This is a genomic window from Curtobacterium sp. MCPF17_021, from assembly GCF_003234605.2.
Classification (GTDB): domain Bacteria; phylum Actinomycetota; class Actinomycetes; order Actinomycetales; family Microbacteriaceae; genus Curtobacterium; species Curtobacterium flaccumfaciens.
In genome coordinates, this window is record NZ_CP126252.1 from 3,426,317 (window position 1) to 3,441,462 (window position 15,146).

Here is a 15,146-nt window from a genome sequence, read left to right on the forward strand (position 1 = left end):
CCCGGGGCCGGTTCTGTCCACCATGAGTGAACAGGGTCGAGTGATCAGCCGACGTCTCGTAGACTTGGTCTCGCCGGGCCGCAGCAAGCCCCGGGCTCCAAAATTCGCCGCTTCGAGCGGCCTCGCGCCGAGAGGCGCTTCTGCGGCCCGGTCTTTTCATGCCCGGATGCGTTCCGGCCTGCTGCTGCGCGGTCTTGGCCGTGCGCGTCATCGCGCTGGTGCGCGGCCCTGGCCTGGAGGCCCGGTGCGGGTCCGCCCCGCCGCTCGCTCAGTCCAGGCTGTCGCGGCGCCAGAGCGCCGCTGCCTCGGTCAGGTCGGCCGCCAGCTCCGTCAGGCGGAGCGCCCGCGTCGTGAGTTCGCTCGCGCGCTCGGATGCCACCAGGTCGGACTCGTCCGCCACGGCGGTCGCGCCGGCGGCGGTCAGACGGCAGAACGACGCCCCGCGGTCGAGCGCCACCGCGAGGTCGCCCGTGTACAGGCCGTGCAGGATGCGGTCGGCGAGCGTCAGGATCTCCGCCGGCCCCGTCGGTTCCTCGGCACCCGCGACCGCCTGGTCGATCGTGCCGATCTGCGCCGTGCCCCGCTCGAACAGGTACGCGATCTCCTCCGGGTTCTGCCGGATGACGATGCGCACGAGGTACACCCGCCAGAGCGCCCCCGGCAGCGTGTGTGCCCCGACCCGTGCCCACAGTTCCGCGATGGCGTCGATGCCGTGCACGTCGGTGTAGGTGACGAGCCGCTCGACCACGGCCGGGTCCGGGTCCTCGCGCACCCGGTGCAGCAGGGCGTTCGCGGTCTCGTGCGCGACACGGTTCACGAGCGCCGGGTCCTCACCGCCCTGGATGGCGGCGAACTCGGCGTCGGTGAAGTGGACGGGACGGTGGTGATCGCGAGGCACCGCAGCAGTGTAGGCGCGGCCGGTGACACGCCCGCGTCCCGTTCGCCCAGAACGCAACCGCTGCGCCACGCGTACCGTGTTGCGGCAGGGAGGCGCTCCTCCCTGCACGTGAAGGAGAGGACCATCCATGAACGCCCTGCTCATCATCCTGGCTGTGATCGCAGTCATCCTGCTGTTCGTCGGCGGTTTCGCTGCGAGCCTCAAGTTCCTGCTCTACGTCGGCATCGTGCTGCTGATCATCGCGGTCATCGCGTGGCTGCTGCGGACGCTCACCGGACGCCGGGGCTGACCCGGTCAGACGGTTCCGTCTCGGAGGCCCTCACCCGCTAGCCTTGCGGGTGAGGGCCTCTAGCTCAGTTGGTAGAGCACCGGACTTTTAATCCGAGGGTCGTGGGTTCGAGCCCCACGGGGCCCACCCACTAGCTCCTGTCTAGAATGTCCTCGATGGGCCGACGATCGCAGCGCGAGCGGCCGGGCACCCCCACCGGCCCGGCGACGATGCGCCGACGCCGCCGGAAGCTGGTGCCGGCACTCGCCCTCGGCACGATGGCACTCGGGGTCTCCGGACTCCTGCTGATCCTGCCGAGCGTCTCGAGTGCCTGCCAGCCGGTGTCCTCGTCGACCTCGGCCTCGGCCGTCGCTGCCCCCGGCGTCTCAGCCGACCGCGTCGCCGCGGCGATCGAGCCCGGGTCACGCGTCCTGATCGTGGGCGACTCGTACACCTCGGGTCGGGGCTCGGCCAGCGGACTCCGCGGCTGGGCACAGGACCTCAGCGAGGACCGTGGGTGGACGGCCAAGATCGACGGGTACCCGGGCACGGGCTACGTCGACACCGGTCGGACCGGTTCGTCGCACTACACGTACGGGCCACGCCTCGAGCGGCACGCTGCGTTCGACCCCCAGCTCGTGATCGTGCAGGGAAGCCAGAACGACTGGCTCGTCGACTCGGACACCCTCCGCACCACGGTGGAGCGGACCCTCCGCACGGCGCAGCAGACCTGGCCGGACGCCGTCGTCGTCGCGCTCGGCCCGTCAGCACCGCTCCCGTGGGCGAACTCGACCGTCGGTGTCGCCGCGTCGGTCTCCGCGGGTGCCACCGCCGCCGGTGTCCCGTACATCGACGCCCTCGCCGGCAGGTGGTTCACGTCGAGCAACAGCCCGGGGTACTCCGCCGTCGACGGCGGCCACCCGAACGACGCCGGCTACCAGTACCTGGCGGACCGCGTCAGCGAGTCCCTCGACGCCCTCGGCGCACCCGTCGGCAGCGCCCGCTGCGTCTGAGGGACGCCGTCTGCTCCTGAACGGGGTACAACCCGTCCCCAGCGGGCTCATGGGAGATCCCCTGCCCACCACAGCCCACCCTCAGCGGATTGTTGGGCTGCCGCCGATAGTGTCGTTCCCGGATCCGATCACCGGATCCTGCAGCACAGCACCACCACGAACGAACGGGGTACACCGTGATCGAGCCCATCGAAGCCACGCAGACCAGCACCACCGGTGACGCGCGCCGCATCGTCGAGCTCGCAGCAGCGACCAACACGACGATGAGCAACGAGCTCCTGCTCGACACGCTCCGCCGCAACGCCCAGGTCACGACCCGCCGCATCCGCAAGGACTTCATCGAGGTCGCGACGGCCACCGCCGTGCTCGGCTACGTCTGCCGGCAGCGCAAGGACTTCATCGCGCTCCGCGGCGACGACCCGGCGTGGGCGCACGAGGTCGGCCGGTACGCGACCGAGTCCCTCGCGGTCGAGGCGCTCCGGATGCGCCGCGGCTGACGCCCGGCGTCCGACACGAACACAGAAGGCCCCACCGGACACCCGGCGGGGCCTTCCTCGTGTCAGCGGTGGCGCCGGCCGGAGTCCTCAGGACCAGACGCGACGGATCCCCCACGAACCGGTCCAGGTCTCGTCCGGCTCGAGCCAGCGCAGGCCCTCGCCGGAGTTCAGGGCGTTCGCGGGCGCCGTCATCGGTTCGACCGCGACGGCGAGGCCCGTCCCGTCGCCCCGCGGGTACTCGCGCGAGGTGAAGACCTGCACGTAGGGGAACGAGGCGTCCTGCCAGAGCTCCACACCGTCGCCCTCGGGCCCGTGCATCGTCGTCCGGCGGATCCCCTCGGCGTCGGGGCTGACGTCCTTGTACGCGGTGTCGAGGTCCGAGTCCCCGGCACGCCGCCCCTGGCGCAGGTCGTACGGCGTGCCCTCGACCGGCACCGAACCGTTCGGCACCTTCTGCTCGTCGACGGTGAAGGCGGTCGCAGCGTCGAGCGTGACGACCAGGTCGTCGGCGGGGGTGTCACCGGCGCGCAGGTACGGGTGTGCACCGACCGCGAAGGGTGCACGGACGCCCGAACGGTTCGTGACCTCGTGCGTGACGCGGATGCCGTCGTCGACGAGTTCGTGCAGCACGCGCGTCTCGAGGGTGAAGGGCCACCCGTGCTGCGGGTGGATCGTCGCCTCTTGCTGGATCGACGTCTCGGTCTGCGAGACCACCCGGTACGGGGCGAACCGGAGCAGTCCGTGCGACGCGTTGCCGTACTTCGGCTCCGAGACGTCGAGCTGCTGCCGCTTGCCGTCCAGCTCCCACACACCACCGGCGACGCGGTTCGGCCAGGGTGCCAGGACGATCCCGTTCGCTCCCGGCGGCTGCTCGGTCACGGGGAACGGCTCGGTGATGTCGAAGCCGGCGACGCGGAGTTCGCGGATGCCCGCGGCGACCTCGGTGACCACGGCTTCGACGACCCCGTCGGGCCCGGCGTGGTGGAGGCGGTACTGGCCACCCGTGGGTGCTGCGGTCATGGGGTGTTCTTCCTTCCGGCTGGTTCGGTGTGCTGCTCGCCGTCGGCGACGATCACCTGGGCCCCGGCCGCCCGGATCGTGGCGACCGCGGCGGCGTCGGCCTCGGCGGTGACGACGACGTCGATGTCCTCGAGCGCGCGGACGACCCCGATGTGGGCCCGGCCGAACTTCGACCCGTCCGCGACCACGACGGTACGCCGGGCCGTCCTCGCGAGCATCCGCTTGGCCTCGGTCTCGGGCAGGTTCACGTTCGTCAGGCCGTGGTCGACGTCGAGGCCGGTGCCACCGAGGAACACGACGTCGGCGGCGATCATCGGCAGGACCGCGCCGTTGAAGGGCGCGACGAGTGAGTGCTGCAGAGGCCGGAGGGTGCCGCCGGTGACGATCACGGTGAAGCGCGGGACGGCTCGCTCGAGCGCGAGCGCCGTGGTGAGGGAGTTCGTGACGACGGTGACGCCGGTGAGTTCGGTCCGCGCCACGAGCGCCTCGGCGACGGCGGCGGGCGTGGTGCCGACGTCGAGGACGACGCACTCCCCCGGGCGCACCAGCGCCGCCGCAGCACGGCCGATGGCCGCCTTGGCCACCTGGTGCTCGACGGCGGTCTCCTCGAAGGGGCGCTCGGTGGACCCGGCCCCGAGGCGGACCGCACCCCCGTGCACCCGGCGGATCCGGGCCTCCTGGTCGAGGACGGCGAGGTCCTGGCGGACCGTCACCTCGCTGGTGCCGAGGGACGCGGCCAACACGGCCGTCCGGACCATGCCCGGGGCCCCGTCGACGATCGCGACGATGCGGTCCTGCCGCAGGGGCGCGGGCAGCGCGCCGGCGAGGAAGGAGAGGTCGGCGTCCGTCATGTGGACAGTTTCGCTTGCTTCCGATGTCCTTCGCAACGCTTCGGATGAGCGCTAGGCTGTTCCGGTGATCACCAAGCGCGTGACGAAGCTCGCGGACGGCCGCGACCTCTTCTACTTCGACGACGCCGACTCGACGCTGCCCGCAGAACGCAGCATCGACGAGCGCGTGCTCGACCCGCGGCCCGAGACGGCGCGGATGCGGCAGGACGTCCTGACGGGCGAGTGGGTGTCGATCGCGGCGTCCCGGCAGAACCGGGTGTTCCTGCCGCCGGCCGACCAGGACCCGCTCGCGCCCCAGAGTCCGGCCAACCCGTCCGAGATCCCGAGCCGCTACGACGTCGCCGTGTTCGAGAACCGCTCGCCGTCGTTCGGCCCGCTGCTCGAAGCCGACGACGCTCCCGAGTCGCTCGAGTCCCTGAGCGACGTCGGCCTGAACCGCCAGCTCCGCTCGGTCGGCCGGTGCGAGGTCGTGTGCTTCTCGCCCGAGACCTCGGGCTCCTTCGCCTCCATCTCCGAGTCGCGTGCCCGCACCGTCGTCGAAGCCTGGGCCGACCGCACGGCCGCACTCTCCGCGATGCCGGGCATCCAGCAGGTGTTCCCCTTCGAGAACCGGGGCGAGGCGATCGGCGTCACGCTGCACCACCCGCACGGACAGATCTACTCGTACCCGTACATCACCCCGCGCACGCAGCGGCTGCTCGCGAGCATCGAACGGTTCGGCCCGGACCTGTTCGAGCAGCACCTCGCGAACGAGCGGGGTTCCGAGCGGGTCGTCCTCGCTGGCGAGCACTTCACCGCCTTCGTCCCGTTCGCCGCACGCTGGCCCATCGAGATCCACATGCTGCCGCACCGTCACGTCCCCGACTTCGCCGGTCTGACCGACGCCGAGAAGGACGAGCTGGCGCACATGCACCTCCGACTCACCCGTGGGCTCGACGCGCTCTACGGCGACCCGACGCCGTACATCGCCGCGTGGCACCAGGCACCGGTGCACGCCGCCCGCGACACCGTGCGGCTGATGCTGCAGATCACCTCGCCGCGACGTGCGGCGGACAAGTTGAAGTTCCTGGCCGGCAGCGAAGCCGCCATGGGCGCCTGGATCGGGGACCTCGTGCCCGAGAAGGCGGCCGAGTTCATCCGACAGGGAGTCGAGCGCGCATGACGTTCCAGCAGGTCTACGGGTACGAACCGACGGTGCGGTACTCCGCCCCGGGTCGCGTCAACCTGATCGGTGAGCACACCGACTACAACGACGGCTACGTGCTGCCCTTCGCGATCGACCGTCGCACCACCGCCTCCATCGCGCAGCGTGACGACCGGACGATCCGCGTCGCCTCCGCCTTCGACGCCTCGAGCGAGCCGGTGGCGCTGTCCCTCGACGACCTGTCACCCGAGGCCATGGACGGTTGGTCGGCCTACGTCTTCGGGATCGCCTGGGCCCTGCGCGAGCAGGCCGGTGCCGATCTGGACGACAAGACCGGGTTCGACGTCTTCATCGAGTCCGACGTGCCGGTCGGTGCGGGCCTGTCGTCCAGTGCGGCGATCGAGTGCGGTGTCGCGCTGGCCTTCAACGACCTGTGGGAACTTGGCCTCGACCGGAAGACCCTGGCGCGCGTCGGGCAGTACTCGGAGAACCACGCCGTCGGTGCCCCCACCGGGATCATGGACCAGTCCGCCTCGCTGCTCGGCGAGCAGGACGCCGTCGTGTTCCTCGACTGCCGCACGCTCGACACCGCCGTCGTCGACCTGGCGCTCGAGGCGAACGGGCTCGAGGTCCTGGTGATCGACACCCGCGTCGAGCACGCCCACGCGACCGGTGGCTACGCGGCTCGTCGGGCCTCGTGCGAGAAGGGTGCGCGGGTGCTCGGTGTCGAGGCCCTGCGTGACGTCAGCGTCGAGGATCTGCCTCGTGCGCAGGAGCTCCTGGACGACGAGACCTTCCGCCGCGTACGGCACATCGTGACCGAGGACCAGCGCGTCCTCGACACCGTCCGCACGCTGCGCGAACTGGGTCCCCGGGCGATCGGTTCCCTGCTCGTCGCGTCGCACGAGTCGATGCGCGACGACTTCGAGATCTCCGTGCCGGAGCTCGATCTGGCCGTCGCGACCGCGGTCGAGCAGGGTGCCGTCGGTGCGCGCATGACCGGTGGCGGGTTCGGCGGTGCGGCGATCGCGCTGGTCGACCAGGAGTCACGCGGGGCGATCGCCGCCGCCGTCACCGTCGCCTTCGCCGACGCCGGGTTCCGCGAGCCGAACGTGTTCACGGTGCACGCCGCGCAGGGCGCCCGGCGCGACTGACGGGTGCGGCGCGCGCGTGCGCGCTCAGCCGCTCGCGCGCTCGACGTTTCGCGCTCAGCGACAGTTCACGCGGCGATCAGCCCGTGGACTGTCGCTCGGCGCGAAAGAACGGCAGCACCCCGCCGCGCCCCCGCCGACTCAGCCGAGGTAGTCCGCGTACCGGACGTACTCCACCACGTTCCCGAGCACGAACGGGTGCGTCCGACCGTGCTCCACGGCCCACTCCACCCACGCGGTCTGCGCCGGCATGAGCAACCACACCAGGGCGGTGGTCCCGAGCACGGCGGCCAGGGTCAGGCCCATCACGGTGTGCTCGTCGAACCGGGCTGCACCACGGCGGGCGATCGCGACGACGAACCCGGCGATCGCGAACCCCACCGTCGCGAGCGTCCATCCGGACCAGGGGCCCGACGTGAACGTGTACTCCTGGCCGGCGTGCACGAAGGTCGTCGCCCAGGTCGACCCCGGAGCCTGGAACAGCACGCAGAGCACCACGATGACGATCAGCCACCGGGCGTCCTTGGTCACTTGCGACGGCTCGGGCCGGGCTCGCATCACCGGCGTCGTCTGCAGACGTTCTTCCCCCATGCCGCGACCGTAGCACCGGCGGAGTGCACTTCGTGAGCAGCAATGGTCGGGTGCGATGACGCCACCCGACCATTGCTGCTCACCATCGCCACGCGAGCGCCACGCGAGCGTCACGCGAGCGCACGCCGCGCGCGACCGCGCGCGACCCCGCGCTACTTCAACTGGCGCTCGGCGGCCTCGACGACGTTCTTCATGAGCATCGCGCGGGTCATCGGCCCGACGCCGCCGGGGGTCGGCGACAGGAAGCCCGCGACCGACGCGACCGCGGGGTCGACGTCCCCGTGCAGCTTCGCCTTCCCCGTCTCCTCGTTGACCACGCGGGTGATCCCCACGTCGATGACGGCGGCACCGGGCTGGACCCAGTCCGGCTTGACGAGCCCGGCGACCCCGGCCGCAGCGACGATGATGTCGGCGCGACGGCACTCCGCGGCGACGTCGGCGGTCAGCGAGTGCGTCAGGGTCGCGGTCGCCTCGAGCCGCGTGAGCAGCAGGCCGAGCGGGCGTCCGACGGTCAGCCCCTGGCCGATGATCGTGACGTGCGCGCCACGGATCGGGATCTCGTACGCGTCGAGCATCGCGACGATGCCCCGCGGCGTGCAGGGCAGCGGTGCGTCGATCGTGCCGGCACCACCGGGCACGGCGAGCACCAGCTCGCCGAGGTTCGTCGGGTGCAGGCCGTCGGCGTCCTTCGACGGGTCCATGAGCTCGAGCATCGGCGTCGGGTCGATGCCCTGCGGCAGCGGGAGCTGCACGATGAACGCGGTGACCCGGGGGTCGTCGTTCATCTGCAGGATCGCTGCCCGGATGTCGGCAGCGGACGCCGTCTCGGGCAGGTCGATGCGGTGCGAGTCGAGCCCGATCGACGCCGAGTCGCGGTGCTTGCCCGCGACGTAGGACATCGAGCCGGGGTTCGAGCCGACCATGATCGTGCCGAGGCCCGGACGGATGCCGTGCTCGTGCAGGCGGTCGATCCGGCCCCGGAGTTCGTCGAGCGTCCGGGCGGCAAGGGCGGTGCCGTCGATGCGGACGGCACTGCCCGCACCGGCCCAGAGCTCGCGCGGGAGCGCCGCGCTGATCGAACCGCTCACGCGTAGAGCGGGAACGCGTCGGTCAGGACCTTCACCCGGGCCGAGAGTGCTGCGACGTCCGGGTTCGGCATGAGGGTCAGCGCGATGATGTCGGCCACCTCGGTGAACTCGGCGTCGCCGAATCCGCGGGTGGCCAGCGCCGAGGTGCCGATGCGGACACCCGAGGTGACCATCGGCGGGCGCGGGTCGAACGGCACGGAGTTGCGGTTCACGGTGATGCCGACCTCGTGCAGCAGGTCTTCGGCCTGCTTGCCGTCGACCTCGGACGCGCGCAGGTCGACGAGCACCAGGTGCACGTCGGTGCCGCCGGTGAGCACGTCGATGCCCGCGGCCTTGGCGTCGTCGGCGGTCAGGCGGGCGGCGAGGGCTTGGGCGCCACGGATCGTGCGCTCCTGACGGTCCTTGAACTCCGGGGTGCCGGCGAGCAGGAACGCGGTGGCCTTCGCGGCGATCACGTGCATGAGCGGGCCGCCCTGCTGGCCCGGGAAGACCGCGGAATTCAGCTTCTTGAACAGGGTCTCGTCGTTCGACAGGATGATGCCCGAGCGGGGACCGCCGAGGGTCTTGTGGACCGTCGACGAGACGACGTGCGCGTGCGGGACCGGGGACGGGTGCAGACCGGCGGCCACGAGGCCGGCGAAGTGCGCCATGTCGACCCAGAGTTTCGCACCGACCTCGTCCGCGATCTCGCGGAACTTCGCGAAGTCGAGCTGGCGCGGGTAGGCGGACCAACCGGCGATCAGGACCTTCGGCTGGTGCTCGATGGCCTTCGCGCGGATGTCGTCGTAGTCGACCTCGAACGTCTCGGGGTCGACGCCGTACGCCACGGCGTTGTAGATGCGGCCGGAGAAGTTGAGCTTCATGCCGTGGGTCAGGTGACCGCCGTGGGCGAGCTCGAGGCCGAGGATCGTGTCGCCGGCCGAGGCGATGGCGTGCAGGACGGCCGCGTTCGCGGTCGCGCCGGAGTGCGGCTGCACGTTCGCGTACTCGGCACCGAAGAGCGCCTTGGCACGGTCGATGGCGAGCTGCTCGGCGACGTCGACGTACTCGCAGCCGCCGTAGTAGCGCTTGCCCGGGTAGCCCTCGGCGTACTTGTTGGTGAGCACGGAGCCCTGCGACTCGAGCACGGCACGCGGCACGAAGTTCTCGGACGCGATCATCTCGAGGGTGTCGCGCTGGCGGCCGAGCTCCTGCTGCAGGACGGCGGCGATCTCGGGGTCGACCTCGGTGAGCGGGGCGTTGAAGGCGGCGCGTGCGGCGGCCTGCTCGGCCACCTCGGCCGAGTCGGAGACGAACGGGGGCAGATCGGCAATGGACACGGGACTCCTACGGTGTGCGGACGACCAGCTGGTCGCACTCGGACGGTCGGTCGGTGCAGCCCAGGCGTACGGCCGCGCACCGTGTCTTTGTCGCTCCCCGATGGTGACCCATCCAACGCCAGTCGCGACCTGACGATCGTACCGAGCCACCGCACCCTGTGTCACCCTGGATGCATGACGCTGCTCTCGCCCGACGTGGACGAACGGACCACCACGGACGAACGGACCAGTGCGCGGGCGGACACCCCGTGGGTCACGGTGGTGTGGGACGACCCGGTGAACCTGATGTCGTACGTCACCTACGTCTTCCAGCGGCACTTCGGGTTCTCGCGCGAGCAGGCCGAGCGGCTCATGCACCAGGTGAACGACGACGGCCGGGCGATCGTGGCGACGGGTCCGCGTGAGTCGATGGAGGCCCACGTGCAGTCGATGCACGGCTACGGACTGCAGGCCACGGTCGACAAGGCCCCCGAAGCGTGATCCCGTTCGTCCGCCGCGCCGACGGCGTGCACCTCGGCCTGTCCTCCGGCGAGCGCGACCTGCTCGCCTCGCTCACCGAGCAGCTGCGGCAGGTGCTCGGTGGCGACCTGTCCACCGACCCGATCAGTGAGCGGATGTTCCCGGACGCCTACCCGGGTGACGACGATGCGAGCGCGGAGTTCCGGAAGTACACGCAGTCCGACCTGCTCACGCAGAAGACGACGAACGCTGCGATCGTGCACGACTGGCTGACGGGCACCCGCGACGGTTCGCTCGACGCCGAGGACGAGCAGGCGTGGCTCCGCACCCTCACCGACCTGCGGTTGACGATCGCCGACCGGCTGGGCATCGAGGACGCCGACGACGAGGAGCGATCGGTCGAGGCCGACGCGGGCGTCGGCCTGCGCGACGTCTACGACTGGCTCGGCTACGTGCAGGAGCACCTGGTCGTCACGCTCACGTCACGCTGACGGCCCACGGCCTGGAGGCCCGGATCACCTCCGGCGCGACGGGTCACCCCAGCAGGTCGTCGCGGTGGGCTCGCGCCCAGTCGGTCAGGCTCCGGGGTGCGGTGCCGGTGATGCGCCGGACGTCGTCGCTCATCACGTCGACGCCGTCGAGACCGCGGCGGACGACCCGGCCGAACTGCTGCCGGAGCCCCTCGGCCTGCCACGCGGGCACGCCGCTCACGCGCAGCACGCCGGCGTAGACCCGGCTCGGCAGGTGCAGGGCGCGCACGGGTCGGCCGAGCCCGGTGGCGAGCGCGGCGGCGACACCCCGCGCATCGAGCAGGTCCGGGCCGGTGAGCACCGGTTCGGTGCCGTCGTGGCCGTCCTGCGTCAGCACCCGGGCGGCGGTCCGGGCGATGTCCTCGGTGTCGATCCAGCCGATCACCCCGCGGCCCGTGGTGTGCGGGAACCACCCCCGTCGGATCGCCGGGGCCGAGGGCTGCACGTTCGTCATGAACGACGAGGGGTGCAGGATCGTCCACGCCAGCCCGCTCTCGCGCACCAGCCGGTCGATGTGCCAGGCGGCGCTCGCCCACGACATCGGGGAGTGCTCGGCGGCGTCCCCGCCCGACAGCTGCACGATCCGGCCGATCCCTGCACGCTGCGCCGCACGGACCCCGGTGGTGCCCTGCTCGCGCTGCCGCTGGCTGACCGGCGTCACGAGGAAGAACCGGTCGACCCCCTCGAGCGCCGCGGTGAGCGCGTCCTCGTCGTCCAGGTCGGCCAGACGTCCGTCGATGCCCCGCGCCCGGAGCGCGTCGACCTGTTCGGGCCGTCGGACCACGGCACGCACCGTCACCCCGGCCGCCCGCAGCAGCTCCGCAGTCTTGCCCCCGACGTCCCCGGTCACGCCGGTGACCGCCACGATCTCGCCCATGTCTGCTCCTCGTCCCGCTGACCCGTTCTGGTATCAGGTTCCTGATACCAGAACCTACGCCGGTACGATCGCCCCGTGCCCCAGGAACTCCCAGCCCCGCGCGACGACGTCGACGGCATCGTGGCGTGGACGGTGATCCGGGCCGCACGGACGCTCTCCCGCCGGCTCGCGGCCGAGCTGGCGCCGCTCGGGTTGACGCCCGTGGAGTTCGGGGCGCTCATCCAGCTCGCGGCGGCGGGCGAGCTCAGCCAGGCCGACCTGGCGCGGGCGGTCGGCGTCCGACCGCAGAGCATGACGACGCTCATCGGGGGGCTCTCGACGCGGGGACTCGTGGAGCGGGGGGCTGCACCCGGCCGGGGACGGGCCTCCCGGATGCGGCTGACCGACCAGGGCGAGGCGCTGCTGGCACGCGCCCACCCGATCGTCCGGGCGAGCAACGCATGGTTCGGCGACGGTGCCGAACCGATCTCGGCGACCCTGCTCCCGCTGCTCGAGCCGGACCCGCGCGACGACGGTTCCGCCGTTCCCTGACCGGTATCGGAAGGCAAACTTGCAAGGTGGGCTGGTGACGGACTAGCCTCCGGGGCGTGACGGACGCACCGGAGACCGACCTGGCCGACGCCGTGCTGACGATGCACGGACGACTGCGGCGGTCGTTGCTGGCCTCGAAGTCGGACGACGTCACGGCGTCGCAGACCGCCGCCCTCGGACGCCTGCTGCGGCACGGGCCGGCCACCATCGCCGACCTGGCGCGAGCCGAGGGTGTCCGACCGCAGTCGATGGGCGCGACCGTCCAGGCCCTGGTCGACCTCGGCCTGGCCGAGCGGCAGGCCGACCCGACGGACGGCCGGCGGTCGATCGTCAGCGCGACGGCGGCCGGTCGGGACGCCCGCCAGGCCGCCTGGGCCGCGCGGAACCACGAGCTCGCCGAGCGGCTCGCGACCCTGCCCGAGGCGGACCGCCGCGTCGTCGCGCGGGCGATGGACCTGCTCGGGCCGATCGTCGATCCCTGACCCGCGCACCCCTCGCCCAGTCCTGCAACCGGAAGAAGCGCTCTCACGTCCACCACCACGACCCCCGACACGACCACGGGCAGCGGCTTCGGCCCGAAGCTCCTCATCCCGGTGCTCGTCGGGCCCCTGCTCAACCCGATCAACACCACGATGGTGTCGGTCGCCCTCACCCCGATCTCCCGCGACCTGGGCATCGGTGCGGCACAGGCAATCTGGCTCGTCGCGGCCCTGTACCTGGCGAGTGCGATCGCGCAGCCCACGATGGGCAAGCTCGCCGACCGGTTCGGCCCGAAGAAGGTGTTCCTGACCGGGCTCGTCATCGTCGGGATCGCCGGGGTGGTGCCCGAGGTCCTGACCGGGTTCGGCGGGGCCGTGTTCGCCCGGGTGCTCATCGGCATCGGGACGTCGTCGGCGTACCCGGCGGCACTCACCACCCTCCGGCAGCACTCCGTCCGGATCGGGAAGCCCACGCCGCCGCTCGTGCTCGGGGCGCTGTCGATCACGTCGCTCGTGTCCGCCGCCGCCGGCCCACCGCTCGGCGGGGCGCTCATCGCCGCGTTCGGCTGGCACGCGATCTTCCTGGTGAACGTGCCGCTCGCGGTGTTCGGCATCGTCGTGGCGACGCTCTGGCTGCCGTCCGACCGGCTGCGTCCACGAGACGACGCCGAGCTGCCGGTGCTGCAGGCGCTCGACCCGCTCGGCATGGTGCTGATGACCGGGACCGTCTCGGCGCTGCTCGTCTTCCTGCTCGACCTGTCCGCCGGGTTGTGGTGGCTGCTCGCGGTGGCCGTCGTGCTGCTCGTCGCCCTCGTGGCGTGGGAGCTGCGGGCCGTGCGACCGTTCGTCGACGTGCGGCTGCTCGCCCGGAACGGCGCGTTGTCGCGCACGTACGGCCGCCTGTTCCTGACGTACCTGCTCGCCTACACGATGACCTACGGGTTCTCGCAGTGGGTGCAGGACGTCGCGGGCTACCCGAGCGACGTCGCCGGGTACATCCAGCTGCCGGCCGCGATCGTCGCCGGGGTGGCCTCGTTCGTGGTCGCACGGAAGACCGCGATCCGCGGGCCGCTCGTCGTCGCCGCACTGGTGCCGATCCTGGGCGGTGTGCTCCTGCTCTTCCTGCACACCGGGTCGCCCGTCGTCCTGCTCGCCCTGACCCCGGCGCTGTTCGGGGTGCCGCAGGCCCTGGCGTCGGTGTCGAACCAGGCGGCGCTGTACCGGCTCGTCCCCGCGGAGTACATCGGCACCGCGGCCGGGCTGTCGCGCACCGCGGTGTACATCGGGGCGATCGCGGCATCCTCGCTCATCGGTGGCGTGTTCGGCCAGGCCCCGACGACGCCGGACCTGCACGTGCTGGCGTGGGTGATCCTCGGCGTCGCGGTGCTCCTGACCGTGCTGACCCTGGCCGACCGGCGCTTGCGGGACGCCGACGCCGGCGCCGGGCGCTGACGCTGGCGCCCGCCGCCTGACGCTTCGTGAGCACAAATGGTCGAGTCGCCGCGGTGCACTCGACCATTCCTGCTCACGAAGCACCTCCCCCGCGGCCGGTACCCTGATCCGGTGACCGACCCGACCCCCACGCACTGGACCCTGACGCTCGTCTGCGACGACCAGCCCGGGATCGTGCACGCCGTCTCCGGAGCGATCGTCGCCGCCCAGGGCAACATCACCGAGTCGCAGCAGTTCTCGAGCGCCGACACGAACACCTTCTTCATGCGCCTGCAGGTGATGGCGCCGGTGGACCGCGCCGCCTTCGAGGCAGCACTCGCCCCCGTCGCCGCCCGCTACGACGCCCGCGTCCAGCTCGACGTGGTCGGTCGTCCACTGCGCACCCTCGTGCTCGTGTCGAAGGCGGGCCACTGCCTGAACGACCTGCTCTACCGGCAGCGTGGCGGACAGCTGCCGATCGAGGTCCCCCTCGTGCTGTCCAACCACGCAGACCTCTCCGAGCTCGCCGCGTTCTACTCCGTGCCGTTCGAGCACCGCCCGGTCACCGACGCCGAGTCGAAGGAGCAGATGGAGCGGCGTGTGCTGCAGGCGGTGGAGGAGCACGACATCGAGCTCGTCGTCCTCGCCCGCTACATGCAGATCCTGTCGCCCGAACTCTGCGCGGCACTCGAGGGCCGTGCCGTGAACATCCACCACTCGTTCCTGCCCGGCTTCAAGGGCGCGAACCCGTACCGGCAGGCGCATGCCCGCGGGGTGAAGCTCATCGGTGCGACCGCGCACTTCGTGACGAGCGACCTCGACGAGGGCCCGATCATCGAGCAGAACGTCGTCCGCGTCGACCACACCAAGGAACCGGCAGAGCTGGTGTCCATCGGGCAGGACGAGGAGTCCCGCACGCTCACCCAGGCGGTGCGCTGGATCGCGGAGGACCGCGTCCTGCTCGACGGCGCCCGCACCATCATCTTCAAGTAGGCAGCA

At 71.6% G+C, this 15,146-nt stretch carries 18 protein-coding genes, 1 tRNA gene and 1 riboswitch; of the genes, 12 read left to right on the forward strand and 7 right to left on the reverse strand.

What is annotated here, in order from left to right; genetic code table 11:
* Positions 1-268: 268 nt before the first annotated feature.
* A complete protein-coding gene (locus DEJ29_RS16150; protein ID WP_027466634.1) occupies positions 269-898 on the reverse strand; it encodes a hypothetical protein in 630 nt (209 codons plus the stop codon).
* Positions 899-1,025: 127 nt separating this feature from the next.
* Here DEJ29_RS16150 and DEJ29_RS16155 point away from each other — a divergent pair, with 127 nt between their 5' ends.
* From DEJ29_RS16155 to DEJ29_RS16170, 4 genes are all read left to right on the forward strand, one after another.
* A complete protein-coding gene (locus tag DEJ29_RS16155; RefSeq protein ID WP_017888098.1) occupies positions 1,026-1,187 on the forward strand; it encodes a hypothetical protein in 162 nt (53 codons plus the stop codon).
* Between the two features lie 53 nt (positions 1,188-1,240).
* Positions 1,241-1,313: transfer RNA gene (locus tag DEJ29_RS16160), tRNA-Lys, on the forward strand.
* Between the two features lie 29 nt (positions 1,314-1,342).
* A complete protein-coding gene (locus DEJ29_RS16165) occupies positions 1,343-2,179 on the forward strand; it encodes an SGNH/GDSL hydrolase family protein (protein WP_181438251.1) in 837 nt (278 codons plus the stop codon).
* Between the two features lie 176 nt (positions 2,180-2,355).
* Entirely contained in the window at positions 2,356-2,676 is a 321-nt protein-coding gene (locus tag DEJ29_RS16170; protein WP_111095624.1) for a hypothetical protein, read from the forward strand.
* Positions 2,677-2,763: 87 nt separating this feature from the next.
* Here the strand turns inward: DEJ29_RS16170 and DEJ29_RS16175 are convergent, their stop codons facing one another.
* Positions 2,764-3,696 carry an aldose 1-epimerase family protein gene (locus DEJ29_RS16175; RefSeq protein ID WP_111095623.1) on the reverse strand — a complete coding sequence of 311 codons (933 nt, stop codon included), beginning with the start codon at positions 3,694-3,696 and terminating at the stop codon, positions 2,764-2,766.
* Entirely contained in the window at positions 3,693-4,547 is an 855-nt protein-coding gene (locus DEJ29_RS16180; protein WP_111095622.1) for a DeoR/GlpR family DNA-binding transcription regulator, read from the reverse strand. The genes DEJ29_RS16175 and DEJ29_RS16180 overlap by 4 nt, the downstream gene beginning before the upstream one ends.
* A 64-nt stretch (positions 4,548-4,611) precedes the next feature.
* Here DEJ29_RS16180 and galT point away from each other — a divergent pair, with 64 nt between their 5' ends.
* Positions 4,612-5,709 (forward strand): galactose-1-phosphate uridylyltransferase, encoded by a 1,098-nt coding sequence (gene galT / locus DEJ29_RS16185; RefSeq protein WP_111095621.1) that lies wholly within the window; start codon positions 4,612-4,614, stop codon positions 5,707-5,709.
* Positions 5,706-6,845 carry a galactokinase gene (gene galK, locus DEJ29_RS16190; RefSeq protein WP_111095620.1) on the forward strand — a complete coding sequence of 380 codons (1,140 nt, stop codon included), beginning with the start codon at positions 5,706-5,708 and terminating at the stop codon, positions 6,843-6,845. The genes galT and galK overlap by 4 nt, the downstream gene beginning before the upstream one ends.
* 138 nt (positions 6,846-6,983) lie before the next feature.
* On the opposite strand, the gene DEJ29_RS16195 is transcribed toward galK, so the two are convergent.
* From DEJ29_RS16195 to glyA, 3 genes are all read right to left on the reverse strand, one after another.
* Positions 6,984-7,433, reverse strand: coding sequence for a hypothetical protein (locus tag DEJ29_RS16195; RefSeq protein ID WP_111095619.1), 450 nt, complete (start codon positions 7,431-7,433; stop codon positions 6,984-6,986).
* Between the two features lie 152 nt (positions 7,434-7,585).
* A complete protein-coding gene (locus tag DEJ29_RS16200) occupies positions 7,586-8,509 on the reverse strand; it encodes a tetrahydrofolate dehydrogenase/cyclohydrolase catalytic domain-containing protein (protein ID WP_111095642.1) in 924 nt (307 codons plus the stop codon).
* Between the two features lie 8 nt (positions 8,510-8,517).
* Positions 8,518-9,795: a serine hydroxymethyltransferase gene (glyA, locus tag DEJ29_RS16205; RefSeq protein ID WP_017888107.1), complete on the reverse strand. Its 1,278-nt coding sequence runs from the start codon at positions 9,793-9,795 to the stop codon at positions 8,518-8,520.
* A 96-nt stretch (positions 9,796-9,891) separates the two neighbouring features.
* Positions 9,892-9,976, reverse strand: a riboswitch (ZMP/ZTP riboswitch).
* A gap of 38 nt (positions 9,977-10,014) precedes the next feature.
* On the opposite strand from glyA, the gene clpS reads away from it, so the two are divergent.
* On the forward strand, positions 10,015-10,320 hold the full coding sequence (gene clpS, locus DEJ29_RS16210; protein WP_071404706.1) for an ATP-dependent Clp protease adapter ClpS: 306 nt from the start codon (positions 10,015-10,017) through the stop codon (positions 10,318-10,320).
* Entirely contained in the window at positions 10,317-10,790 is a 474-nt protein-coding gene (locus tag DEJ29_RS16215) for a DUF2017 family protein (RefSeq protein ID WP_111095618.1), read from the forward strand. Before clpS ends, DEJ29_RS16215 begins: the two co-directional genes overlap by 4 nt.
* Positions 10,791-10,833: 43 nt before the next feature.
* Here the strand turns inward: DEJ29_RS16215 and DEJ29_RS16220 are convergent, their stop codons facing one another.
* Positions 10,834-11,706 (reverse strand): NAD(P)H-binding protein, encoded by an 873-nt coding sequence (locus tag DEJ29_RS16220; protein ID WP_111095617.1) that lies wholly within the window; start codon positions 11,704-11,706, stop codon positions 10,834-10,836.
* Between the two features lie 75 nt (positions 11,707-11,781).
* Between DEJ29_RS16220 and DEJ29_RS16225 the strand changes: the two genes are divergently transcribed.
* The 4 genes from DEJ29_RS16225 to purU all read left to right on the forward strand — a co-directional run bounded on the left by DEJ29_RS16225 (position 11,782) and on the right by purU (position 15,140).
* The gene (locus DEJ29_RS16225; RefSeq protein WP_111095616.1) at positions 11,782-12,237 is read left to right on the forward strand and encodes a MarR family winged helix-turn-helix transcriptional regulator; all 456 of its coding nucleotides are present in this window, start codon (positions 11,782-11,784) and stop codon (positions 12,235-12,237) included.
* Between the two features lie 56 nt (positions 12,238-12,293).
* Entirely contained in the window at positions 12,294-12,719 is a 426-nt protein-coding gene (locus DEJ29_RS16230; protein ID WP_220037357.1) for a MarR family winged helix-turn-helix transcriptional regulator, read from the forward strand.
* 111 nt (positions 12,720-12,830) lie between these two features.
* Entirely contained in the window at positions 12,831-14,168 is a 1,338-nt protein-coding gene (locus DEJ29_RS16235) for an MFS transporter (RefSeq protein WP_111095615.1), read from the forward strand.
* Positions 14,169-14,279: 111 nt separating this feature from the next.
* Entirely contained in the window at positions 14,280-15,140 is an 861-nt protein-coding gene (purU, locus tag DEJ29_RS16240) for a formyltetrahydrofolate deformylase (RefSeq protein ID WP_110861849.1), read from the forward strand.
* Positions 15,141-15,146: the final 6 nt, after the last annotated feature.

Excerpts from the sequence above, each read along its gene's own strand:
- DEJ29_RS16155 (WP_017888098.1), top strand. The coding sequence starts at position 1,026 with ATGAACGCCCTGCTCATCATCCTGGCTGTGATCGCAGTCATCCTGCTG.
- DEJ29_RS16165 (WP_181438251.1), top strand. The coding sequence starts at position 1,343 with ATGGGCCGACGATCGCAGCGCGAGCGGCCGGGCACCCCCACCGGCCCG.
- DEJ29_RS16175 (WP_111095623.1), bottom strand. The coding sequence starts at position 3,696 with ATGACCGCAGCACCCACGGGTGGCCAGTACCGCCTCCACCACGCCGGG.
- DEJ29_RS16180 (WP_111095622.1), bottom strand. The coding sequence starts at position 4,547 with ATGACGGACGCCGACCTCTCCTTCCTCGCCGGCGCGCTGCCCGCGCCC.
- galK (WP_111095620.1), top strand. The coding sequence starts at position 5,706 with ATGACGTTCCAGCAGGTCTACGGGTACGAACCGACGGTGCGGTACTCC.
- DEJ29_RS16195 (WP_111095619.1), bottom strand. The coding sequence starts at position 7,433 with ATGGGGGAAGAACGTCTGCAGACGACGCCGGTGATGCGAGCCCGGCCC.
- clpS (WP_071404706.1), top strand. The coding sequence starts at position 10,015 with ATGACGCTGCTCTCGCCCGACGTGGACGAACGGACCACCACGGACGAA.
- DEJ29_RS16220 (WP_111095617.1), bottom strand. The coding sequence starts at position 11,706 with ATGGGCGAGATCGTGGCGGTCACCGGCGTGACCGGGGACGTCGGGGGC.